Source organism: Glutamicibacter sp. V16R2B1 (assembly GCF_005774635.1).
GTDB lineage: Bacteria > Actinomycetota > Actinomycetes > Actinomycetales > Micrococcaceae > Glutamicibacter > Glutamicibacter creatinolyticus.
Map to the genome: position 1 here is coordinate 84,592 of NZ_VATX01000003.1, position 22,950 is coordinate 107,541.

24 protein-coding genes are annotated in these 22,950 nt (G+C 65.9%); 8 read left to right on the forward strand and 16 right to left on the reverse strand.

Going from position 1 to position 22,950, the window contains the following annotated elements; genetic code table 11:
* The first annotated feature begins 194 nt into the window (after positions 1-194).
* From FDN03_RS01260 to FDN03_RS01270, 3 genes are read left to right on the forward strand one after another with little or no spacing between them, the layout of a single operon-like run.
* Positions 195-596 carry a hypothetical protein gene (locus FDN03_RS01260; protein WP_138173329.1) on the forward strand — a complete coding sequence of 134 codons (402 nt, stop codon included), beginning with the start codon at positions 195-197 and terminating at the stop codon, positions 594-596.
* Positions 590-1,831 (forward strand): histidine kinase, encoded by a 1,242-nt coding sequence (locus FDN03_RS01265; RefSeq protein ID WP_138173330.1) that lies wholly within the window; start codon positions 590-592, stop codon positions 1,829-1,831. The genes FDN03_RS01260 and FDN03_RS01265 overlap by 7 nt, the downstream gene beginning before the upstream one ends.
* Before the next feature lie 2 nt (positions 1,832-1,833).
* Positions 1,834-2,508 (forward strand): response regulator transcription factor, encoded by a 675-nt coding sequence (locus tag FDN03_RS01270; protein WP_138173332.1) that lies wholly within the window; start codon positions 1,834-1,836, stop codon positions 2,506-2,508.
* Positions 2,509-2,931: 423 nt separating this feature from the next.
* Here the strand turns inward: FDN03_RS01270 and FDN03_RS01275 are convergent, their stop codons facing one another.
* The 8 genes from FDN03_RS01275 to FDN03_RS01310 form a co-directional block, all read right to left on the reverse strand.
* A complete protein-coding gene (locus tag FDN03_RS01275; protein WP_138173434.1) occupies positions 2,932-3,720 on the reverse strand; it encodes a TSUP family transporter in 789 nt (262 codons plus the stop codon).
* A gap of 90 nt (positions 3,721-3,810) precedes the next feature.
* Positions 3,811-5,598 (reverse strand): proline--tRNA ligase, encoded by a 1,788-nt coding sequence (locus FDN03_RS01280; RefSeq protein ID WP_054820847.1) that lies wholly within the window; start codon positions 5,596-5,598, stop codon positions 3,811-3,813.
* A 562-nt stretch (positions 5,599-6,160) separates the two neighbouring features.
* A complete protein-coding gene (locus FDN03_RS01285) occupies positions 6,161-6,919 on the reverse strand; it encodes a hypothetical protein (protein ID WP_138173334.1) in 759 nt (252 codons plus the stop codon).
* Between the two features lie 119 nt (positions 6,920-7,038).
* Positions 7,039-7,779 carry a hypothetical protein gene (locus FDN03_RS01290; RefSeq protein WP_138173336.1) on the reverse strand — a complete coding sequence of 247 codons (741 nt, stop codon included), beginning with the start codon at positions 7,777-7,779 and terminating at the stop codon, positions 7,039-7,041.
* A 180-nt stretch (positions 7,780-7,959) separates the two neighbouring features.
* Positions 7,960-8,598 (reverse strand): hypothetical protein, encoded by a 639-nt coding sequence (locus FDN03_RS01295; protein WP_138173338.1) that lies wholly within the window; start codon positions 8,596-8,598, stop codon positions 7,960-7,962.
* Positions 8,599-8,734: 136 nt separating this feature from the next.
* Positions 8,735-9,550: a DUF4081 domain-containing GNAT family N-acetyltransferase gene (locus FDN03_RS01300; RefSeq protein WP_249354165.1), complete on the reverse strand. Its 816-nt coding sequence runs from the start codon at positions 9,548-9,550 to the stop codon at positions 8,735-8,737.
* Positions 9,551-9,575: 25 nt separating this feature from the next.
* Positions 9,576-10,742, reverse strand: coding sequence for a flavodoxin-dependent (E)-4-hydroxy-3-methylbut-2-enyl-diphosphate synthase (ispG, locus tag FDN03_RS01305; RefSeq protein WP_138173340.1), 1,167 nt, complete (start codon positions 10,740-10,742; stop codon positions 9,576-9,578).
* 240 nt (positions 10,743-10,982) lie between these two features.
* Positions 10,983-11,537, reverse strand: a complete 555-nt coding sequence (locus FDN03_RS01310; RefSeq protein WP_138173342.1) for an NADPH-dependent FMN reductase — start codon at positions 11,535-11,537, stop codon at positions 10,983-10,985.
* Between the two features lie 301 nt (positions 11,538-11,838).
* Between FDN03_RS01310 and FDN03_RS01315 the strand changes: the two genes are divergently transcribed.
* Positions 11,839-12,210 (forward strand): DUF1622 domain-containing protein, encoded by a 372-nt coding sequence (locus FDN03_RS01315; protein WP_054820842.1) that lies wholly within the window; start codon positions 11,839-11,841, stop codon positions 12,208-12,210.
* A 57-nt stretch (positions 12,211-12,267) separates the two neighbouring features.
* On the opposite strand, the gene FDN03_RS01320 is transcribed toward FDN03_RS01315, so the two are convergent.
* A complete protein-coding gene (locus FDN03_RS01320; protein ID WP_138173344.1) occupies positions 12,268-12,780 on the reverse strand; it encodes a YetF domain-containing protein in 513 nt (170 codons plus the stop codon).
* Positions 12,781-13,116: 336 nt separating this feature from the next.
* On the opposite strand from FDN03_RS01320, the gene FDN03_RS01325 reads away from it, so the two are divergent.
* Together FDN03_RS01325 and FDN03_RS01330 are read left to right on the forward strand one after the other, a co-directional pair.
* Positions 13,117-13,629, forward strand: a complete 513-nt coding sequence (locus FDN03_RS01325) for a DUF2243 domain-containing protein (protein ID WP_138173346.1) — start codon at positions 13,117-13,119, stop codon at positions 13,627-13,629.
* 8 nt (positions 13,630-13,637) lie between these two features.
* Complete coding sequence (locus tag FDN03_RS01330; RefSeq protein ID WP_138173348.1) at positions 13,638-14,459, forward strand: cytochrome c oxidase assembly protein; 822 nt, start codon at positions 13,638-13,640, stop codon at positions 14,457-14,459.
* 44 nt (positions 14,460-14,503) lie between these two features.
* Here the strand turns inward: FDN03_RS01330 and FDN03_RS01335 are convergent, their stop codons facing one another.
* The 5 genes from FDN03_RS01335 to dxr form a co-directional block, all read right to left on the reverse strand.
* Positions 14,504-15,931, reverse strand: coding sequence for an NAD(P)/FAD-dependent oxidoreductase (locus tag FDN03_RS01335; RefSeq protein WP_138173350.1), 1,428 nt, complete (start codon positions 15,929-15,931; stop codon positions 14,504-14,506).
* 72 nt (positions 15,932-16,003) lie between these two features.
* Entirely contained in the window at positions 16,004-16,510 is a 507-nt protein-coding gene (locus FDN03_RS01340; protein WP_249354167.1) for a hypothetical protein, read from the reverse strand.
* Between the two features lie 266 nt (positions 16,511-16,776).
* The gene (locus tag FDN03_RS01345; protein ID WP_138173352.1) at positions 16,777-17,079 is read right to left on the reverse strand and encodes a YciI family protein; all 303 of its coding nucleotides are present in this window, start codon (positions 17,077-17,079) and stop codon (positions 16,777-16,779) included.
* 24 nt (positions 17,080-17,103) lie between these two features.
* Positions 17,104-18,444, reverse strand: coding sequence for a site-2 protease family protein (locus tag FDN03_RS01350; RefSeq protein WP_138173354.1), 1,341 nt, complete (start codon positions 18,442-18,444; stop codon positions 17,104-17,106).
* Positions 18,441-19,655 (reverse strand): 1-deoxy-D-xylulose-5-phosphate reductoisomerase, encoded by a 1,215-nt coding sequence (gene dxr, locus FDN03_RS01355; RefSeq protein ID WP_138173356.1) that lies wholly within the window; start codon positions 19,653-19,655, stop codon positions 18,441-18,443. Before dxr ends, FDN03_RS01350 begins: the two co-directional genes overlap by 4 nt.
* Before the next feature lie 192 nt (positions 19,656-19,847).
* Between dxr and FDN03_RS01360 the strand changes: the two genes are divergently transcribed.
* Entirely contained in the window at positions 19,848-20,369 is a 522-nt protein-coding gene (locus FDN03_RS01360) for an SgcJ/EcaC family oxidoreductase (RefSeq protein ID WP_138173358.1), read from the forward strand.
* A gap of 78 nt (positions 20,370-20,447) precedes the next feature.
* Here FDN03_RS01360 and FDN03_RS01365 read toward each other — a convergent pair whose 3' ends face one another.
* Complete coding sequence (locus FDN03_RS01365) at positions 20,448-20,939, reverse strand: MaoC family dehydratase (RefSeq protein ID WP_138173360.1); 492 nt, start codon at positions 20,937-20,939, stop codon at positions 20,448-20,450.
* A 13-nt stretch (positions 20,940-20,952) separates the two neighbouring features.
* Complete coding sequence (locus tag FDN03_RS01370; RefSeq protein WP_138173362.1) at positions 20,953-22,107, reverse strand: acyl-CoA dehydrogenase family protein; 1,155 nt, start codon at positions 22,105-22,107, stop codon at positions 20,953-20,955.
* 208 nt (positions 22,108-22,315) lie between these two features.
* Here FDN03_RS01370 and FDN03_RS01375 point away from each other — a divergent pair, with 208 nt between their 5' ends.
* Positions 22,316-22,933: a TetR family transcriptional regulator gene (locus tag FDN03_RS01375; protein WP_054821527.1), complete on the forward strand. Its 618-nt coding sequence runs from the start codon at positions 22,316-22,318 to the stop codon at positions 22,931-22,933.
* Positions 22,934-22,950: the final 17 nt, after the last annotated feature.

Genomic DNA, 22,950 nt, shown 5'->3' on the forward strand with positions numbered 1-22,950 from the left:
CTTGCCGCACCCGGCTGCCCGCACCGGCCGAAGCCGCTCCACATCCCGTGCCGGGGCGAACAGGCACCCGGGGCTGAACTGGGATGATCAACGCATGTACCGTTCACGGATGATGCCCGTGGGCCACTAAATGTGTCACGATACTGTCACTCGCACCGATCAGCATCACTTGCACCCTTCATGAGGAGAACACCATGTCCCATCAGTCCGGTCCGGAACCCGGTGACCGGCCGCCAAGCAGCGCTGCCCACGGCACGCCCGGATGGCCGCGCGCGGCAACGATCCCGGTGCACTGGGGCCGGCTGCTGCTGACCGGCTGGGCCATCCGGGATGACGCCGTGCTGGTACGCGCATCGGGGCTGGATGAATCGGCCACCGTCACGGTCAACGGCCGGGACCTTGGGGTGCTCAAGGTCCATGAGAGCACCACCGGAAAGGGGAACTGGGAGCCGCTCAGCGCCCTGCAGCTGCCCGCCGGCACCCTGGAGGTGAGCGGGGACGCCTTCCCGCCCGGGCTGGAACCGCCCCGCCCGCCGGGTGACCCGGTGCGCCAGCCGGGTTGGTGCCACTACTTCCCCTGGTTGCCGCGATGCTGAAACGACCCCGCCTGATGCGCACCGTCGCCACGCTCCTGGTCTTCGGCATTGACCTGGCGATCTGGAGCACGGCGCCGCCGATGATCGGCAGCTTCCAGGTGCCGTATTGGCTGCTGTTCAGCCTCTGCGTGATCGCCTACGCCTGGCTCCTGCTGGGCCGCTCCCCCTGGTACGGCTATATCGCGATGATGCTGATGGCCAGCGTGGCCTTGGGCGTGGAGACCTTCGAATACATGGGCGGCTACCTGATGGCGCTGTTCCTGGTGGCCCGCAACGTGCCAGGGCGCAAGTCGGTGTATGCGCTGGCTGGCTCGGTCTACCCGATTGGCGTCATTTCCTTTAACGCGCTGACGTATGACGGCCCGGTATCCCTGGTGACCACGTTCATCGTGGTGGGACTGTGGACGCTGCTGAGCCTGGCCGCCTGGAGTGCCGGGCGGGCCCTGCTGAACAATGACCACCAGCTGGTCACCGAGCGCCGGTGGGCCGAAGAGGCGCTGGATGAGGCCACCGCCACCGAGCGGCTGCGCATCAGCCGGGACCTGCATGACTCGGTCGCCCACTCGATGACCGCCATTGTGCTGCAGGTCGCCGGGGTGCGCACCGTGCTCAAGAGCGGGAAGGACGGGGTGGACGTGGACAAGGTGCTGGAGGACGTGCAATCCACCGCCGAGCAAAGCATGCGCGAACTGCACCGGTTGCTGGGCATGCTGCGCAGCGCCGAGCACAACGGCTCCTCCGACCGGCCGCACAGCATCGCGGATGTGGCCGAACTGGTCGCCTCGGCCCGCGCCTCCGGACTGGAGGTGGAGGAACACGTCACCGGCAGGGAACGGCCACTGGACCCCAGCATCAGCCACGCCGCCTACCGGGTGGTGCAGGAGGGCCTGTCCAACTCGATGAAGCACGCCGGCACCGGGGCGAAGGTGGAGTTGGGCATCGACTGGAGCAGCAGCGAGCTGGTGCTCACGGTGCGTTCGATCTCAGGGCTGATCAAGAAGCCCGGGGTCTCCGGCGGGTACGGGCTGCTGAGACTGCGCGAACGCATCAGCGTCTCGGGCGGCACGCTGGACCACGGAGCGACCAGCAACGGCTACCTGCTCAAGGCCGCCCTGCCGGTCACCGGGCAGGGCGAGCTGTCCGGCTCCGGAGCGCCGCAGCAGACGGGGCTTAACGGGCCGGGCATGGCGCCGGGGCTGCAGCCGGACGGGGTGTCGGGAAGCGAGGAGGAGTGAGCATGATCGATGTGTTGATTGTCGATGATCAGCCGCTGGTGCGCGCCGGAATCAGCATGCTGTTGATGGCCGAGGATGACATTCGGGTCATCGGGGAGGCTGGTTCCGGACAGCAGGCCCTGCAGCTGGCGCGCAGCTCGTGCCCGGATGTGGTGCTCATGGACGTGCGGATGCCGGGCATGGACGGGGTGGCCGCCACCCGGGAGCTGGTGCGCGAATCGAAGGGGAACCCGGACCGGTTGGTTCGGGTGCTGATCATGACCACCTTTGACGACGAGGACGTGGTGGTCCAGGCGCTGCAGGCCGGGGCCAGCGGCTACCTGCTCAAGCACGCCTCCCCCACCGAGATCGCCGACGCGATCCGGCGGGTGGCCGCCGGGGACACCTGGCTGGATGCCACCGCGGCCACGCGCCTGGTGCAGCGGCTGCGCGCCTCCTCGGCGGTGCCCACCGACATCACCGAGGTGCTCACCCCACGGGAACAGGAAGTACTGCGCCTGGTCGCGGCCGGGCTGTCCAACCAGGAAATCCGCGACACCCTGGTGCTCAGCGAGGCCACTGTAAAAACCCATGTGGCCCGGATCCTGTTCAAGACCGGGGCCCGGGACCGGGCCGCGGTGGTGGCGCAGGCCTACCGTTCGGGGTTCGTGCACCCCGACGACCCGGTGCCTGCCTAGCAGTGGCCCGTTGACCTGGCCTGTCCCCTGCCCGGTGGCCTCTGCAACCCAGGAGGGGAAAGATACCGTCCTGGTATGACGAAAAATGCTTGTGAATCAGTCAAGCTGAAAGGGAAATGATCAAACACCGGGATCGGTATGGGGCGTTCCCGGCACCATTTCGGCGGCCAGGTCAGATCCTTCGCCTGGTTGCCCAATGAGGATCGGGTTCACTTGGCAGGTCTTCACCGCTCAGACGGGCGCCCTTCACGGGTGCATCGCAGCAGTACGCCACGAACCGGATCGGGCTTCTTTGGGGGAGGAAGCCTTGGCCCATTGTCTTCCCGCCGCTTCATGCGGGAGGACAATGGGTCCACCTCTTTAAGCGGCTGCTGCCCCCATGCTGGGTTTGCCCGCGGCCGCATGGTCTGGTGACCCGGCGCCCTATTTTCCGAGGATGAGATCCGAGCCGAGCTTGATGATCAGCGCGGCCACCACGATCACGAAGATCACCCGGATGAACTTGCTGCCCTTGGAGATGGCCATCCGCGCGCCCAGGTAGCCGCCGAGCATGTTCATCACGCCCATGGCCAGGCCCAGGCCCACCAGCACGTGCCCGCCGGGCAGGAACAGCAGCAGCGCCCCCAGGTTGGTGGCCAGGTTCACAATCTTGGCCTTCGCCGAGGCCTCCAGGAAACTGTAGCCGAGCACGGTGACCATCGCGATGATCAAAAACGAACCGGTGCCCGGGCCGATCATCCCGTCATAGGCCCCGATCACCACCCCGATCAGCACCGCCCGCAGGTAGTGGGCGCTTCCGGTGTACTTCAGCTGGGACAGCTCCCCGGCCCGCGGCTTGGCGATGGTGAAGATCAGCACCGCCACCAGCGCGGCGATGATGATCGGTTCGATCAGTTCGGTGGGCAGGATCACCGCGATCCCGGCCCCGCCGAACGCGCCGATCAGCGCGCACAGGGCCATGGGGATGGCGGTCTTCAGATCCGGGCTGGTGCGCCGGTAGTAGGTGATGGCGCTGGTGGTGGTCCCGAAGATGGAGCCGAGCTTGTTGGTGGCCAGCGCCTGGACGGGGGTGATGCCCGGAAACAGCAGCAGCGCGGGCAGCTGGATCAGTCCCCCGCCGCCGACCACCGCGTCGACCCACCCGGCGGCGAACCCTGCCAGGAGCAGCAGGGCCAGCGGCCAGGCGGCGACCGGTTCGGAGTTGACCGACAGGAAATCAAGGAGCTCTTGCACGCGCTGCTTCCTTACCGAAGTTGCTATCGAATCAACCCCGGCGGGTGCTTTCCCGCCGGGGTGGCAACGCTACTTGCTCAGTTCGGCGACGACCTCATCAAGCTTCACGTCGCGCCGTTCGCCAGTGGCCCGGTCCTTGACCTCCACCAGCCCGTCGGCCAGGCCGCGACCGACCACCACGATGGTCGGCACGCCGATCAGCTCGGCGTCGGAGAACTTCACGCCGGCCGAGAGCTTGGGACGGTCATCGAAGATGACATCCAGCCCGGCCGCCTCAAATTCCTCGGCCAGCTTCGCGCCGGCCTGCATTAGTTCGGCTCCCTTGCCGGTGACCACCAAGTGGATGTCGGCCGGGGCGATCTGCCGGGGCCAGGTCAGCCCGTTCTCGTCGTGGTAGGACTCGGCCAGGGCGGCGACCGCGCGGGTGACGCCCACACCGTAGGAGCCCATGGTGACCACCTGCAGCTTGCCATTGGAGTCCAGCACCTTCAAGTCCAGGGACTCGGCGTACTTGCGGCCCAGCTGGAAGATGTGGCCCATCTCGATGCCGCGTTCGGTGCTCAGCGGCCCGGAGCCGTCCGGAGCCGGGTCACCGTCCAGCACGTTGACGGCCTCGATGGTGCCGTCCCAGGTGAAGTCGCGCTCAGCAACCAGGTTGAACACGTGCTTGCCGTGTTCGTTGGCCCCGGTGATCCAGGCGCTGCCGGGAACCACGCGCGGGTCAACCAGGTAGGTGATCTTCCCACTGGTTTCGGCGCCCAGCAGCTGCTGGTCGCGGCCCAGGCCGGGGCCCAGGTAGCCGGTGACGATTTCCGGGTGCTTCTTCAGGTCCTCGGCGCTGGCCTGTTCGACCTGCACCTCTCCATTGATGCCCAGCGCCGCGCCGATGGTGGCTTCCACGCGCTTTTCATCGACCTGCCGGTCCCCGGGCACGCCCAGGACGACCAGGTGGCGTTCGCCCTCGGGGTCCACGATCGCCAGCACCACGTTTTTCAGGGTGTCCTTGGCTTCCCATTCGCGTTCGGCACGCGGACGCAGCTGGTTTGCTGCGGCAACCAGGGTTTCGATGGTCGGGGTGTCCGGGGTGTCCAGCACCTCGAAGGGTTCGGCGTTCGCGTAGTCGATGGACTCGGGCACCACGGTGGTCACGGCCTCCACGTTGGCGGCGTAGCCACCCGGGGAGCGCACGAAGGTGTCCTCGCCGATCTCGGTGGGGTGTAGGAATTCCTCGGACTTCGACCCGCCCATTGCTCCGGCCTGGGCATATACCGGAACGACTTCCAGGCCCAGGCGCTCGAAGATCTTCAGGTAGGCGGCGCGGTGTGCGGCGTACGCCTCGTCCAGGCCCTCGTCGTCGATGTTGAAGGAATAGGAGTCCTTCATGATGAACTCGCGCCCACGCAGCAGGCCGGCCCGCGGGCGGGCCTCATCACGGTACTTGTGCTGGATCTGGTAGAGGTACACCGGCAGGTCCTTGTACGAGGAGTACAGGTCCTTGACCAGCAGGGTGAACATTTCCTCGTGGGTCGGGGCCAGCAGATAGTCCGCGTCCTTGCGGTCCTTGAGCCGGAAGAGCGCCTCCCCGTATTCGGTCCAGCGCCCGGTCTGCTCGTAGGGTTCGCGCGGCAGCAGCGCCGGGAAGTGCACTTCCTGGCCACCGATGGCGTTCATTTCCTCGCGGATGATGTTTTCGACCTTGCCCAGCACCTTCAGGCCCAGCGGCAGCCAGGTGTAGATTCCCGGGGCGGCACGGCGGATGTAACCGGCACGCACCAGCAGCTTGTGGCTGGCAACCTCGGCGTCAACCGGATCTTCGCGCAGGGTGCGCAGGAACATGGTGGAAAGCTTCAAAACCACGCGTCGTATCCTTTTCCGTAAGTTGCACACCTCGACCGGAGTGACCGGTGGGCCATGAACTTAGCAATGCAAATCTTGTGGGTTTGGCCGATTTGACGGCCACCAACAATCTTAGCCGGTCACACCGGCCCCAAACACATTGCCTTGTTGGGCATGACGGGCCCGGTACCGCGCTTTCGGCCGCTGTTCCGAGCTGTCGAACGACGTAGCGCATTGCCGCCGGGGTTCTTTCCCTAGTGCTGCTGCCACCGGGCAACGGCGAAGGGGGAATGGTTCCAGGGTCCGTTGCGAAAGATGATCTGCAGCTGTGCCGATTCCTGGGGCGTGGGGGTTATGGTCCGTTGTTGCGGCACACGGCCAAGCAGTTGGCCCCGCCGGGTGTACCGAATCCCGGCGCCGATGCAGACCGTGCCGGACGGGGTGGTAACGCCCAGCGAACTGCCCCAGGCTGTCTCGTATTCCATATGGTCAACCACCACGAACGGACGGGCGAAGAGACCGATGAACCACCCGTCGAGCCAGTGGGTCTTGACTTGGATGTGCGCCGGAGCCGCCGCGGGTCCTAGCGCATGGACTCAAGCGCCGCGAAAGCCTTGTTGGCGTTCTTGGCCAGTGAGGAAAGCACCTGTTGAACGTCGACTTCCTCACCACCATGGGTGCTCATGACGACATCGGTGACCGAAACGTACTCGTTGCCGTGCAGCCCCTGGACGGATACCGCCACGGCGGTGGTGTTGCTGCCCTGCGGACCGGTGGTGGTGAGCTGGAAGGCGGATGCCTGGTCGGCAGCGAGGTTGGTCTGCAGCGTTTTGATCTGCCGTTCGATGTCCTGACCCTTGACGTGTTCGGTGACCTGTTCACACCCGTCGAAGCTGTCGGGTTGCAGCAGCTGCCGCACGGCGTCCAGCTTGGTGTCATCCAGGGAGATCACTTGATAGGTGCGGCTGGAGGAAGCGGTTTGGGAGGTGCCAACGACTTGGGTGGAGGCACCCAGGTCGCTAAGCGAGGAGCCGGCCAGGACCTGACGGCACTTGGCCGGCTCAATCTGCACCCCGTCGAAATGCTGCTTCATGGCCTGGGACTGGGCCCTAAGTTCCTCGGTGGTCAGGATGTGGGCGCCTTCGGCGTCCCCGAGCAACTGTTCAACGACCTTCATGGCCTGCTCATCGCTCAGAATCGAATTTTCCGATGAGACGGGCGCCGGGGACTGGGTTGTGCTGGCCGTGGGCGCGGCACCGCTGCCGTATTCCACGGTACCGCTGCAGCCTGCCAGCACGAACGCTGTGGCCAGGGGCAGGATCATCATTGAGCGCTTCTGCACTGCGAACTCCTTGTGTGGTTGATTTTCCTGCCCGGGCCGGGCACGCCGCGAACAGCGTGAAGCCGGGTGGTCAGCCGGATTTCGTGTCGTTGAACGGCTCGAAATCCGGCTGCACTAGGTTACTTGACGTTTTTGGCCTCCGCCAATCCCTTGTTGACGTCCTTGATCAGGGAGTCGATCAGGTCCTGGCTGTCCTTCACGTCGCCCGAGGCGCTGGCCGAGATGGCGGTGCGCCCGTCCAGGGCCTGGACGCTGATGCTGTTCATCGGCACGTCCACTCCGTCCATGGCGACATTGGTCTTGGTCACCACGGTCAGCTCTGCGTCCGAGGTGCCGTCGAGGATTTCTGCTGACGCCGTCAGCTTCTGACCCTGGGCCTCCATGGTGAAGCTGTCGCAGCCGTTCAGGTCCTTGGATTCGGCGCCTTTGCGGGCGGCCTCCAGCTTGGCGTCATCTTCGTAGGAGGCCACGGAGTAGCTCTTGGCGTTGGTGCCGTCCACAACGGTGGCGACCGCCATGTTGATGCCTTCTACGTCCCAGGAACTCTGCTCGGCGATCACCTCGGCGCACTTGGCCGGCTCGATCTTCATTTCATCGATCATCTTCTTGGCCTGGGGCATGTTCGCGGCGATGGTGTCCCCGTCGAGCACCTGTGCCTTCTCCTCGCCCTCCACCATCGATTCGGCCACGGTCTTGACCTGCGCGCCATCCAGGGTTGGGGCCTCGTTGGCCGGCTGGCTCTGGGCCTGGCCGGCGTCGGCGGGCGCGGAGTCGTTCGATCCGCTGTTGTCGGATCCTCCACAACCGGACAGGGCAAATGCGGCTGCCAGCGGCAGAATCATCAGCGAACGCTTCTTCATGGCTACTCCCTCAAGTTAGATGATCGTTCTCGAGCAGTCTATTAGAATAATGATTGGAAATAAAACTCGTGACGCGAACTTTTTCGGGATTTTTCTGCCGCTCGGATCGATTCATTCCATGTATTTGAATTGAAGCGGCGCGCCACCACGCCCTGCCCGCCGCGGGTCTGCGGTTCTCGGCTACTGCTGGTCGCGCACCAGCTCCAGCACCCGATCGGCATCTTCGCTCGCCTGTTCCAGCTGCTGCGCCTGGTTTTTCCTATCCAGTGGCTGGCTGATGGTGACCATCAGGTTGCCGTGGGCCGCGCGCACCACCATCTGCTGCATGGCCGCCGAGCCATCGCTGCTGGTGAGCAGGTGGGCGCGGGAATACTCGGCACCGGAGGACACCGGCTGCTTGGCCAGGTGATAGGCCACGTGCTTGTCCCCGCGCAGCACCGTGTATCGGGTGCATTTGCTGGACAATTCATCGTCCTTGGCCAGCTGGTCGTTTAGCGTCTGGGTGTCCTTGAAGGCAGCCGCGGCCACGGTGCCCTCATCGGTTTCCAGCAGTGCCATGGTGGCGCCGGCCAGCTGCTCAGCCAGGGGGATGTCCATGATCGGGCCGCATTCAGCGGGGTTGACCTTAATGTCCTTTAGCCAGCTCTGGGCGGCAGGAATGGTGCGGCGCAGCTCTTCGTCGTCGATGAGGTGAGCGTCCTTGGCCCCCTGGGAAAATTCGTTCAGTGCATCGTGCATCTGGCTCGCGGAACGTTCAATGGCCGCCGCCTGGGAACCGCCTTCGGCGGCATCGGTCGGTTCCGCGCTGCAGCCAGCCATTGTCGCGGATAATGCCACCATCAGGGGTAGCACCGTGAAGCGACGTCCACTGCGCAGTATCATTGCCCAGCCTTTCGCCTCATGATTCACGGCTCTTGAAAATATCCTTGGGCGCGCCAATTCGCCTCAATAAAGGTTAGAACAGAATGGTCGCGAATGTGCCGATTTGGCGGAAACCCGCGCGCTCGTAGCTGCGGATCGCCGCAGTGTTGTAGTCATTGACATATAGGCTCGCGACCGGCGCGAAGCTCAGCGCGTGGTTGACCACGGCAGACATGTACCCGGCGGCCAGCCCTTGCCCGCGGTAGCGGGGGTTGATCCACACGCCCTGGATTTGGGTGGCCTTGGCGGTCACGGTGCCCAGGTCCGCCTTGAAGATCACCTCTCCGTACTGGTCCACATCGAAGAAGGTGTGGCCTTGGCGCAACATGTTGCGCACCCGGCTGCGGTAGTACCCTCCCCCGCTTTCCAGCGGCGAGTAGCCCAACTCCTCTTCGAACATGGCCGCACTGGCGGGCAGCACCAAATCGAAGTCCTGCAGGGTGGCGGTGCGCAGCGTGGTGGCCGGCGGAACCGGGGAAAGGTCTTCGATGGTCATCAGCGGCTGGTTGGCGCGCACATCGAAGATGCGCTGGGGTCCGGTGGCCAGCACCGGCTCCATGGCCATTACCGCCTCGCGCGGGCCGAAGACCGAGGCGAAACGCTGCCGGGTGGCCAAGGCCCGACGCGCATAGGCCTGGGCGTAGGTGTAGTGCATGGCGGTGGGCACGATATTGGCGCCCACCCAGCACGCATTGCTCAGTTCCCCGGGATTTTTGGGCGCGAAGATCTGGGCGAAGCTGTCAGGCGCAGCCGAACGGTGTTGGTCCAGCTGCGCCCGCAGGAAAATATTGGTGACCGGATCTTCATCCAGCATCGCGAGCAGGGCCGGGGTATCGCTCCGGCCCAGCACGCGCGTTACCTGGTCGGCTTCGTCCTTAGCTGACGGTAACCACGGGAGAACCCGCGGCAGGATTTTCGCCATCGTTCACGCCCATCTCACTGGCAATTCGCTGCGCCTCTTCGATCAGGGTCTCCACGATCTCATCCTCGGGCACGGTCTTGATGACCTCGCCCTTGACGAAGATCTGGCCCTTGCCGTTGCCGGAGGCCACCCCGAGGTCGGCGTCGCGGGCCTCGCCCGGCCCGTTGACGACGCAGCCCATGACGGCCACGCGCAGCGGCGCCTCCATGCCTTCCAGCCCGGCGGTGACCTTGTCGGCCAGCGTGTAGACATCCACCTGGGCGCGTCCGCAGGACGGGCAGGAGACGATGTCAAGCTTGCGCGGGCGCAGGTTCAGCGATTCCAGGATCTGGTTGCCAACCTTGACCTCTTCCACCGGAGGGGCGGAGAGCGAGACGCGGATGGTGTCGCCGATCCCCTGCGAGAGCAGGGCGCCGAAGGCGGTCGCGGACTTGATGGTGCCTTGGAATGCCGGGCCCGCCTCGGTGACGCCCAGATGCAGCGGCCAGTCCCCGGATTCTGCCAGCAGCTGGTAGGCGCGCACCATGATCACCGGGTCGCTGTGCTTGACCGAGATCTTGAAGTCGTGGAAACCGTGTTCCTCGAACAGGGAGGCTTCCCAGATCGCCGACTCAACGAGCGCCTCCGGGGTTGCCTTGCCGTACTTCTTCAGCAGCTTGGGGTGCAGGGATCCGCCGTTGACGCCGATGCGGATCGAGGTGCCGTGGTCCTTGGCGGCCTGGGCGATTTCCTTGACCTGGTCATCGAACTTGCGGATGTTGCCCGGGTTCACGCGCACCGCACCGCAGCCGGCCTCGATGGCGGCAAAAACGTACTTGGGCTGGAAGTGGATGTCCGCGATGACCGGGATCTGCGACTTCATCGCGATGATCTTCAGCGCCTCGGCGTCCTTGTCGGTGGGGCAGGCCACCCGGACAATGTCGCAGCCGGCAGCCGTGAGCTCCGCGATCTGCTGCAGGGTCGCATTGATGTCATGCGTCTTGGTGGTGGTCATCGTCTGGACGCTGATTGGCGAGTCCGACCCGATGCCCACGCTGCCGACTTTAAACTGACGGGTCTTGCGACGGGGGGCGATGACCGGCGGGGGTGCAGCCGGCATGCCGAGTTTGACCGAAGTCAATGGAGGCCTCCGAAGGATCTGTAGGTAGTTCTCAAGTCCAAGTATGTCACTGTCTGCGCCCGAAGGGGTACGGATGCGAGCTAAACCACCCGGGCACCGGTGCACGCATCGGCCCGGGGCCCGGGATAGCCGCCCGGGTACGAACGCGTCCCCCGCCTTCAACGGATTGGCGGGGGACGCAGGGGGTGGGCCCGAAGGGGTAGGTCGGGCCCGCGGGCCGGGCAACGGCCTGGAGGGAAACTAGTTGGCTTCGGCGATGCGGCGGATGTCGCTGAGCATGCCCGAGACCTGCTCGGCCACCTCGGCGTCATCCTTCGGGTGGGTCTCGGCGAAGCGGACCACGGAGTTCGGGATGGCGATCTTGATGTCCTCGATCACCTTGGCGCCGGCGATTCCCAGGGCCTTGCGGGCCTCATCCTGGGCCCACACTCCACCGTACTGCCCGAAGGCGGTGCCGATGACTGCGGTCGGCAGGCCGGTGGCCGCCGAGGCGCCGAAGGGGCGTGAGAGCCAGTCAATGGCATTCTTCAGCACGGCCGGCATGGTTCCGTTGTACTCCGGGGAAACCACCAGCAGGGCGTCGGCCTCGGCCACTGCGGCACGCAGGGCCGCGGCGGCGGCGGGAACCTGGCCCTCGACGTCCTTGTCCTCGTTGTAGAACGGCAGGTTCTCCAGGCCGGAATACACGCTGACTTCCACGCCTTCCGGGGCGTTTTCGACAGTGGCCTCGGCCAGCTGGCGGTTGGTGGAACCATTGCGCAGGGAACCGACAAGGGTCAGGACCTTGGTCGCCATAGGGCGTCTCCTTAGATAGTGAAGCTAGAACACCGCGTCATACTGATGACGCTTCAACTACCTAAACAGTACCCTTCCGTACTGCATTCCGTTTGAGGGCTGTGACGCTGGACACGGCCAGCGTTCTGGTTTCCGCCCCGCGCCGGCTTGCGGGTGGATTGCCAGGGGACAGAGCGTTCCGTGCTCCTGCCCCTGGGAATCGTTCTGCTCCCAACTTCGGAGAACCTTTGAACCCATTTCGCCGGCATAGCCGGAGTCCTACGGTAAGGAACAAGAACCGATCCGACACCAGGAGGAAAACATGGACAGCTTTCAACACTTCATCGATTCCGCTGGGCGGGCCGTGGATGCCGTCGGCGTTGCCGCCGTTATTATCGGTACGCTGCTGGCCGCGCTCTTCGCCGCCACCCGGTTGCTACGCCGCGAGGGCGAGGTCTACCGAAAGTTCCGCCAGTTTCTGGGGCGCTCCATCCTGCTGGGCCTTGAACTGCTGGTGGCGGCCGATATCATTCGCACCGTGGCGGTCACCCCGTCCATGGAAAGCGTTGCGGTGCTCGCCGCGATTGTGCTGATCCGAACCTTCCTCAGCTGGTCGCTGGAATTGGAGATTACCGGGCGTTGGCCCTGGCAGAAGCGGCCAGAAGGCGCAGAAGCCGAACCGGACGCCGCCTGAGGCGTGAAGCGCCACATCCAGTCCGCGACGGGGATCAGTGGACGGCAGGAGCCTTGATCAGAAGGGCGGGTCGGTGGGTTCGCTTTCCCCTCCGTCACGGCGGACGATGCTGATCATCCCGTTGGGTTCCACATAGGCCCGTTCAACCTGCCCAACTTCTTCAATCCCGTGCAGACGCAGTTGTGATTCCACTTCCGCCCGGGTCATGAATTCTCGGAGCATGACCTTCCGGTTTAGCCTGCCGTTCTTGATCAGCAGCTTCGGCTTGGCCTTGAGCAGTCGAGCGACGAAGGGGAAACGATAAGCCAGCGCATCAACAATGACACTCCACACCAGCATCGTGACGATCAGGATCAGTCCGTCCCCAATCGACTCCCCCTCGCCGTTCAGTCCCGGGGCTGCCGCCTGGGCCACCAGCAACACCAAGAGCACGTCGGTGATGCCCAGGCCCCCGGATTCCCGCTGACCGACCACACGCATCAGGATGAGCAAGGCAAGGAAGATGATGGTTCCGCGCACCACCACCTCCAGCAAGGGCAGGGTCGGGGCCAAGATTGAATTCCAGTCCATGGCCCATTCATGCCATGTCCGCTGAGGACCTGCCCGCCTCCGAGGAGGGTACGGAACGTTGCCTGAAGGTCCCCGAGGAAACAGGGCGGCCCCATTGCGGTTTCCGGTTGTGGGCGCGAGGATTCTTAGGGTCTTGGATGCCGCTGTGCACGGAGCCGTCCTGGAGCAAAGTGGCTGCGGCCGGGACTTAACAGCAGCGGTGGGAAATGGAAAGGGGTGCCCATCGGTTGCCAGTCGGCGCGACAGCGCTGGGCAGGCGGCACGCAGATTCGAGGGTGGGCAGGCTCCCATAGGGGACACAATGGCATGGTCTGACACCGAAGCGGAGGTTTTCTGATGTCCAGTGCTGAGGCAAATGACCGGCGGGGTGCGCCGGCACGCTCCGGGCCGGATCGAGGCGGCATCAACCCCGCCCGGCGCACCATCCTCTCCGGGTTCCTGTTCGGTTGCGGCATCGCCGCATCGATGATCGACCTGTTCATCTTTCACCTCGGGCTGCAGTGGCATCACTTCTATGACCTGTCCACCACCGAGGTCGCGTTGACCGCCGACGGGTTCTTCCATGCCTTTGGCTGGTTCATCACCATCTGGGGGTTGTTCCTGCTGGCCGATGTGCGGCGCCGGGGCGACGTGAATTGGAAACGCTGGAGCGGTGCGTTGATCGCCGGGGTGGGCTTCTTCCAGCTCTTTGACGGGATTGTGGACCACAAGATCCTGCGAATCCATCAGATCCGCTACGACGTGGATCTGCTGCCCTACGACGCGATCTGGATTGGGTCGGCCATGGTGCTGCTGCTGGTTGGGCTGCTGATCCTGTGGCCCGCCCGGCCGCACCGCACGGACACGTAGGCGGTTTCATGGGACATACCCACCATGCCGCCCTGTTGGCAGCCCATGGCCACCAGCCCCTGGGCTGGCAGGTGTTTGAGGTTGTGGCCGTGTTGCTGTTGGCGGCAGCTGCGTTCGGTTACGCGGCGGGACTGATCACCTCCCGGAACCGCGGCCGCTGGCCGGCGCCCCGCACGCTCGCCTGGTATGCGGGGCTATTGTGTGCCGCGGCCGGGCTGGCTGGACCGGTGGCGACGGCCGCCCACACCAGTTTTACCGCCCACATGTTCGGGCACCTGCTGCTGGGCATGCTCGCCCCGCTGCTGCTGGTGCTGGCCCGCCCGATCACGCTGGCCCTGCGCGCCCTGCCGGTGAGGCAGGCGCGGGCAGTGACCCGGCTGCTGCGCTCGGCCCCGATTCGGGTGCTCACCCATCCGTTCGTTGCCGGCATCCTGAACGCCGGCGGGCTGTGGCTGCTCTACACCACGGACCTGTATCACCTCATGCATTCCTCGGTGCTGCTCCATGCGGTGGTTCACGTGCACATCTTCCTGGCCGGGTACGTGTTCACCGCCTCCGTGGTTGGCGGAGATCCGGATCCGCACCGGGCCTCGTTCCGGATGCGGGCCACGGTGCTGGTCAGCTTCATCGCGGCCCACGCAATTCTGGCGAAGTGGTTGTACGCGCATCCGCCCGTCGGAGTGGAGGCCGCGGATGGGCGGGCTGGGGCCCAGCTGATGTACTACGGCGGGGATGCGGTGGACGTTGGCCTGATCGTGCTGCTGTTTATCGGCTGGTACGCCGCGACCCGTCCCAGGACCGGGGGCCGGCCGACCGCGGACACGGTCTGAAGGCCCCTCTGCCCCTGTCTCCTGTCCCGATCAGGCCTGCCGGTTCAGACCCGGATCCCGGAATCCTTCAGCGCCTGACGCGCCGCATGCCATCCGGCCATGCCGTGCACTCCCCCGCCCGGTGGGGTGGAGGAGGAGCACATGTACAGCCCGGGCACCCCAAGCCGGTACGGGGTCAGGGACGCGGTGGGCCGCAGGAACTGCTGCAGCCCGTTCAACGCACCGCCGCCGATGTCCCCGCCCACCAGGTTCGGGTTCCAGGCCTCCAGTGCGGTCGGGTCCGTTTCCACCCGGCGCAGGACTCGATCCCGGAAGCCGGGGGCGAAGCGTTCAATCTGCTCATCAATCTTCTCCCCGGCCGGGCCCTGGTAGCCCTGCGGCACGTGGGCATAGGCCCACACCACGTGCTTTCCGGCCGGGGCCCGCGAGGCGTCGGCGGAGGACGGCTGGACCACCATGACAAACGGGCGCTCGGGCAGCCGACCACGGGCGACCTCGCGTTCGGCCGCGACCAGTTCCTCGGCATTGCCCACCACGTGCACGGTGCCGGCATTGGCGGTGCGTGGATCCCGCCACGGTACCGGGCCGTCCAGCAGGTAATCGACCTTGTGGGCGGCGGTGCCGTAGCGCCAGCGCCCCAGCTGCGTGCGGTATCGGGCCGAAAGCCGGTCCCCGGCCAGCTGCAGGACCTGGCGCGGGGTGATGTCCAGCAGGTTTAGTTCGGCCGGAGGCAGCTCATCCAGGTCCTGGATGGGCACCTGGGTGTGGATCTGCACCCCGCGCTGGCGGACCACCCGTTCCAGGGCTGCGGCAATGGATCCGGTGCCGCCGCCTGCCACCGGCCAGCCCCAGGTCTGGCCCAGCGCACCGAACAGGACTCCGAACCCGGAGGTGAACGGGTGCTCCATGGGCAGCATGGAGTGGGCGCTGGCCCCGGCGAACAGGGCCCGGGCCTGGCGGCTGCGGAACATTGCCGGGCCGAGCAGCGCGGTGGGCACCAGTGCACGCATCCCGAATCCGGCCATCAGCACCGGGTGCGGCGGGATGCGGGTCAGTGGACTGGTGGCGTTGCGCAGGATCTCGGCAGGGCGGCGCACGAACGGGGAATGCAGTACCCGCCAGGCCCGCGCATCCTGGGGGAACTGCTCCACCGTGGCCTCCATGCCCCGGTGCAGGAGCACCGAGTCGGCCCCGTCCAGCGGGTGGGCCAGCGGGTAGTCGTGGAACGCCCACTCCAGCCCCGCCTCGGTCAGTCCCAGATGCGCGAATGCCGGGCTGCCGTAGGCGAAGGGGTGCGCCGCCGCGCCCAGGTCCACGGTGACATCATCACCCAGGGTGTGGCCCGAGGCGGCGGCACCGCCAACCACAGCGTTGCGCTCGAAAAGCTGCACCTGCACCCCGTGCTCGGCCAGCACCGCCGCAGCGGTCAGGCCATTGGGTCCAGAACCCACCACGTTCGCACGCAACACCATTGCTCGTTCTCCCCTGTTCCTGTTCTTTACCGTCCCTGGCCGGGACGGTCGGCTTCCTGCTCGGCTGTGCGCCTAGCCCTTGTCGATGAAGCGGTCCTTCCAAGAGTCGTTGCTGATATCGCACAGTTGACTGATCTGGTCCTCGGCCCGCCGGGCCAGGTCCGCCAGCAGTTCCGGATCCAGCCGCGGCTCCTCGGGGACCATCAGCTCCAGGGTTCGCCACATGCGCAGCTTGGCGTTCAGCAGGCCGGTCAGCACATCCAGCTGCACCTGGGCCAGCGAGAGCCGTCGCATGCGGGAGGGGTTGAACGGGTTAAAGCGCCCCACGATCCAGGCGAGAGGGGCAAAGAGTTTCAAGGCCTTGTGCTCTTCGAAACCCAGCTGGGCAATGATCCGCTTCAGGTCCTCCTGGTCGGCGTGCACCTGATTCTCCAGGGAGATCAGACGCTGTTCATTGGCCGTGCCCTGCCATGTTTCGACGGCTGCCTTGAAGTGTTCCAGCCCGGAGTGGGAGCCCAAGAGGTGCTCGCTGAGGTACTGATGCAGTTTGTCCTGATCGATGCGCATGTCAGTGGCCATGGCCGGTGGTCCTCCGCGGTCGGTCCGGGGCGCACCGGTGGTGCCGGTGCGTCCTTCTGTGCTCCGCACGCTACCGGGCAGCCCGGACCCGGCCAACCACCGGGAGGATTTCACGGTGTTTTCCCACCTAACCCGCATCGGCTGTTCCCCCTGGGGTGCGGGGGCGTTAAAACAGGACTCCCGGCCCACCATTGCTGATGGGCCGGGAATTTCCCGCACCTGTGCGCCAGGCACCGAGCGGTTCACCGGAAAGGCAGGATTGTGGCCTACGAGGAGTATTCCTTCAGCAGGCCGGTGACCGGATTCCACTGGGTGATCACGGTCTTGTCCAGGGCGCCGGTCTTGTTGAACGGATCCTCATCCAGCACCTTGCGCAGCGCCTCTTCCGACTCGGCCCGCATGATCAGCAGCGCCCCATCGGTGATCGGGCACGGCCCGGAGGCCAGCAGCTGCACCGGACCGTCGGATTCAAGGAATTCGGACAGGTACCCGCGGTGGGTCGGGCGGTGCTCATTGCGCAGTTCTTCGGAATCTTCGGCGTACACGTATTCAACGGCAAAAACTTTCATGGTTTCAGCGTAGCGGCACGGCGCCTAGAAGATCTGGATGGGTTTGAAGATGTCCGCGTATATTAAGAGCCCGCCCATGATCATCATGCCCACCACCACCACGTAGGTCAGCGGCAACAGCTTCAGCGTGTCCACCGGGGCCACGTCCTTCTGCCCGCGCAGCCGGGCGAAGAAGCGCTTGAGCCCTTCGAACAGCGCCCCGGCCACGTGCCCGCCATCCAGGGGCAGCAGCGGGATCAGGTTGAAGGCGAACAACGCCAGGTTCAGCCCGCCAATCAGCGAGATCAGTGAGGCGACCTTGTCCTGCAGCCCCAACTGGTCCGAGGCGTTGATTTCCCCGGCGATCCGGCCCACCCCGACCACGGACACCGGCCCGTTCGGGTCGCGTTCCTCGGTGCCAAAGGCCGCCTGCGCCACATCCACCAGGCGCTGGGGCAGGTGCAGGATGACGTTGCCGATCTGCGTCAGCTGGTTGCCCACCACTGCCGGCACCGCGCTGAGCGGCTGGGGCAGGTTCTGGACACTGGAGCTCATCCCCACGAACCCCACCTGCTCGGTGAGCACCTTGCCGTCATCCCCGCTCACCGGGTAGCCGTTGGGATCCAGCTGCGGACGCTCGGTCAGGTAGGGGGTCAGCGTGGTGCTGTGGCTGGTCCCGTCCCGCTCATACTCCAGGGCGATGCTCTGGCCCGGGTGCTCGCGGATCACCCCGGTCAACTCGTACCATTCATCGTGGGCCACCGGCTGGCCGTTGACCGAGGTGATGGTGTCCCCCGGACGCAGCCCGGCCGCGTAGGCCGGGGCGGACCGGTCGTTGGCACCGCACTGGGCCTCGTCGGCGTTCTGCGCGGTGGCCATGCACTGGTACACCTCGGACACCGTGGTGGTGGCGGTGGAGACTCCGAAACCCATCACCACGATCGCAATCATCACGAAGCCGATCACCAGGTTCACCAGCGGACCGCCGAGCATGATGATGATCCGCTTGTGGATCGGCAGCTGGTAGAACATCCGGCCCGCGTCGGTGTCCACCACCTGCTCGTTGGCCTGGGAGCGGGCATCATCGATCAGCTGCCCGAACGCGCGGGTCATCAGCCCGGGCTTCTTGCCCGCCACGGCCTGGGCGCGCGGCGGGTACATGCCCACCATGGACACGTAGCCGCCCAGCGGGATCGCCTTGAGACCATACTCGGTTTCCCCGCGCTTGAAGGAGAACAGGGTCTTGCCAAAGCCGATCATGTACTGCGGAACCCGCAGCCCGAACTTCTTGGCCGGCAGCAGGTGCCCCACCTCGTGCAGGGCGATCGAGGCGGCGATCGCCACCACCATGACCAGCACCCCGCCAATGAACATGAGTGTGTTCATGCCAGCTCCTTGATGAAGTTCCCGGCGAAGGACCGCGCCCAGCGGTCGGTGTCCAGCACCAGCTCGGCGCTGGGTGCCTGCTGCGGCGCCTGGTAGGCCTCCAGGGCCCGTTCGATGGTGTCCACGATGTCGGTGAAGCGGATGCGGCCGTCGTGGAAGGCGTCCACCGCTTCCTCGTTCACCGCGTTGTACACGGCCATGTGCGTGGCCGAGGCCTGCGCGGCCTGCTTGGCCAGGCGCACCGCGGTGAACACCTGCTCATCCAGCGGCTCGAACGTCCAGCTGGCGGCGGTGGAGAAATCACAGGCCTGCGCGGCCCCGGGAACCCGGTGCGGCCAGTTCATGCCCAGCGCGATCGGCAGGCGCATGTCCGGCGGGGAGGCCTGGGCGATCACCGAACCGTCAATGAACTGGACCATGGAATGCACGATCGACTGGCGGTGCACAACCGGTTCGATCCGATCCAGCGGTACGTCAAAGAGCAGGTGAGCCTCGATGACCTCCAGCGCCTTGTTGACCATGGTCGCCGAGTTCGTGGTGACCACCCGGCCCATGTCCCAGGTCGGGTGCGCCAGCGCCTGCTCGGGGCTGACCTCGCGCAGCTGTTCGCGGCTGTAGCCGACGAACGGTCCGCCGGAGGCGGTGACGATCAGCTTGGCCACCTCATCTGGGGTGCCCGAACGCAGGGCCTGGGCCAGGGCCGAGTGTTCGGAGTCCACCGGGGCGATCTGTCCTGGGGCGGCGGCGGCCTTGACGACCTGCCCGCCAATGATCAGGGATTCCTTGTTGGCCAGCGCCAGCAGGTGACCGGCCTGCAGTGCGGCCAGGGTGGGCTTCAGCCCGATGGCCCCGGTAATCCCGTTGAGCACCACATCGGCACGCTCATACCCGGCCACGGTGGTGGCCGCCTGCTCACCGGCGACCAGCTGCGGGTGGTAGCCGCTGACCCCGGCGGCCTCGGCGGCCTGGGCGACCGCCGAGGCCAGGGCGTCCACGTCGGGCAGCGCGCAGCCGATAAGTTCGGCGCGGAAGGCCACGGCCTGCTGGGCCAGGAGGGTGAGGTTGCGTCCTCCGGCGAGCGCGGCGACGCTAAAGCGTTCGGGGGCCTTGGCGATGACGTCCAAGCCCTGGGTGCCGATGGAGCCGGTGGATCCAAGCAGCGTGACGCGGCGCGGGTGCCCGGCGGGGGTAAATACAGATTCGGTGCTCACCCAACAATTATGGACGTGAACGCTGTGAGCGCCCAAAGAGCTGGCCGGGGTGTGATTCTGAGCCGGTTGGCTCGCCTGGGGCGCGGGCGCCGCACTACTCTGGGCTCGGGTCCACCGCCCCGCCGGCGCGCACCGGTATGGTGCTGGCGGACGGCGCGGATCCCAGCAACGTCAGCAGGAGGGCAGCAGCTCATGGAGAACCAGGCGAACAACGGCAACCAGGCGGACGAGGCAGTGGCGGTGAAGAATGCCAGCACCCCGCAGCAGATTCCCGAGCTCTTCGCCGAAGGCTGGAACAAGAAGGACGCCCAGGCCCTGGGCGCCGTCTTTGCCACGGACGCGGACTTCGTGAACGTGGTGGGCCTGTGGTGGAACGACCGCGAAACCATCATGGACCGGCACGCCTACGGGTTTGAACGGATCTTCGCCGACAGCTTCATGACGCTGATCGAGGTGCGCGTGCGCCCCCTGGGCCAGGACCATGCGGTGGTCCACGCCCTGTGGGAGGTGACCGGGCAGAACACCGAGCACGGTCAGAAGGCCGGGGCCCGCACCGGGATCTTCAGCTTCGTGGCCGAACGCGAGGGTCAGATCTGGCGGGCGGTCAGCGCCCAGAACACCGACCGCGCCCCCGGGATGCAAACCCACGTGGCCGAAGGCGGCACCCTGCGCACCGCGTCCTATAAGAACCTCTCCTTCAAGAGCGGGAGCTAGCCTGGGCTGCCGGCCCCGAACCACCCTGGGGTTCGGGGCCGGCGCAGCGCCGTGGTTTGCCCCGCGTGCAGCCGCGGGCTACTGCCCCGACCCGGCCGCGCTGTGCCCTTGCCGGGTGAACATCAGGCAGGTGCGCCGGGCGGTGCCCACCACCACGCCGTCCTGGTTCTTGCCCGTGTGCTCGAACGTGGCAATGCCCATCCCCGGTTTCGACTTGCTCTCCCGCAGGCTGATGACCTTCGACTCGGTGTACAGCGTGTCCCCCGGGTAGAGCGGGTGCGGGAAGTTGATCTCGGACAGTCCCAGCTGCCCCACGATGGTGCCCTGGGTCAGCTGCGGCACCGACTGGCCCACCATGGTGGCCAGGGTGAACATCGAATTCATGACCCGCCCGCCCAGGGGCTGGGCGCTGGCGAACACCTCATCCAGGTGCAGCGCCTGGGTGTTCATGGTCATGGTCGTGAACAGGACGTTGTCGGTCTCGGTCATGGTCCGTCCCGGGGAATGCACATAGAGCGCATCCTCCTGAAGCTCATCAAAATACAGGCCGCGCTGCTCTATCCGCTTCATCTGTGCCCCTGCCCTACAGTCCCAGGCTGCGGGCAATCAGCATCAGCTGCACCTCGGTGGTGCCCTCGCCGATTTCCAGGATCTTTGAATCCCGGTAGTGCCGGGCCACCAGCGACTCGTTGATGAAGCCGTAGCCGCCAAAGACCTGGGTGGCATCACGCGCATTGTCCATGGCCGCCTCGGAGGCGATCAGCTTCGCATGCGCCGCCTCGATCTTGAAGTCCTGTCCGGCCAGCATCTTCGCCGCCGCCGCATAATAGGCCAGGCGGGCCGAGTGCACCCGGGAGGCCATGCGCGCGATGGTGAAGGAGATCGCCTGGTTCTTGCCGATCGCCGTGCCGAAGGTGGTGCGGGTCTTGGCATACTCGACGGCCTCGTCCAGGCAGCCCTGGGCGGCGCCGGTGGCCAGGGCCGCGATCGCGATGCGCCCCTCATCCAGGATCTTCAGGAAATAGGCGTAGCCGCGTCCGCGCTCGCCGAGCAGGTTCTCCTCGGGAACCACCGCGTCGTTGAAGCTCAGCGGGTGGGTGTCGCTCGCCCGCCAGCCGACCTTGTCGTAGGCCGGCTCCACGGTGAAGCCGGGGGTGCCGCTGGGCACGATCAGCGCGGAGATTTCCTTGGCGCCGGTTTTCGCGTCCTGGCCGGTGACCGCGGTAATGCTCACGTGCGAGGTGATGTCGGTGCCGGAGTTGGTGATGAACTCCTTGGCCCCATTGATCTTCCACTGCCCGTCCTGCAGCACGGCCTTGGTCTTGGAGGCCGAGGCGTCGGATCCGGCGCCCGGCTCGGTCAGCCCAAAGCCGCCCAGCTTTGTGCCGGCGGCCAGTTCCGGCAGCCAGCGCTGCTTCTGCTCCTCGGAGCCAAAACGGTAGATCGGCATGGCGCCCAGGGACACCCCGGCTTCCAGGGTGATGGCCACCGACTGGTCCACCCGCCCCAGTTCCTCCAGCGCCAGGGCCAGGGCGAAGTAGTCCCCGCCCATGCCGCCGTAGTCCTCACTGATGGGCAGCCCGAACAGCCCCAGCTCCCCCATTTGCGCCACAACCTCATACGGGAAGGTGTGGGTGGCATCATGGTGGGCGCTGACCGGGGCAACAACCTCACGGGCAAATTCGCGGACTACCTGCACCAGGTCCTGGTAGCTCTCATCCAGTTCGTGTTCCAACATGCGAGTCTTCCTCCACAGCTTGGCCGCGCCGCACCTGGGTGCCGGTGGGTCCCGGGGACGGCGAGGGACTTGGCGGTGCCGGTGCGTAATGCGTTGAGTCGCCCCGGCACAGCACGTAAGGTTAATAATGATTAACTAATTCGAGACTAGTGGCGCAGTTCACACTTGTCTAGCGTTAGCCGAACCACGAGTGCAAGGGGGCGTTCACATGGCCAGGAGCTACCCGCATCTGAGCGAGCCGACCGAGCGTGAGCGGGCCAAGGCCGAGCGGCGCGAGTCCCTGTTGCGCGAGGCCACCCGGCTCTTTGCCCTGCACGGCTACGCCGGGGTGTCACTGGAGGATCTGGGGGCGGCCTGCGGGATTTCCGGGCCGGCGGTGTACCGGCATTTCTCCGGCAAGCAGGCCGTGCTGATCGCGCTGATGGTGGACATGTCCAAGGACATCCTCGACGGCGGGCAGAAGGCGGTGGGTTCCGGCGGTGAGCCGCTGGAGGTGCTGGGCCGACTGGTGGACTTCCACACCGACTTCTCGCTCTCGCGCCCGGACATCATCCAGGTGCAGGACCGCGACCTGAAGTCGCTGCCCAAGAATGAGCTGCAGCTGGTTCGCAAGCTGCAGAACTCCTACATCGGGTTGTGGACGGACCAGCTGGGCAAGCTGCACCCGAACGCGACCTCGCAAATCAATCGCTTCCGGGCCCATGCGGTCTTCGGGCTGCTGAACTCGACGTCACATTCGGTTCACAACCCGCGCACCAAGAAGTCCGGTTTGAAGGCGCTGCTGTCCCAGATGGCTCTCGCCGCCCTCACTTCCCCGGTAGGCTAGTGCCGACCACCCATTTT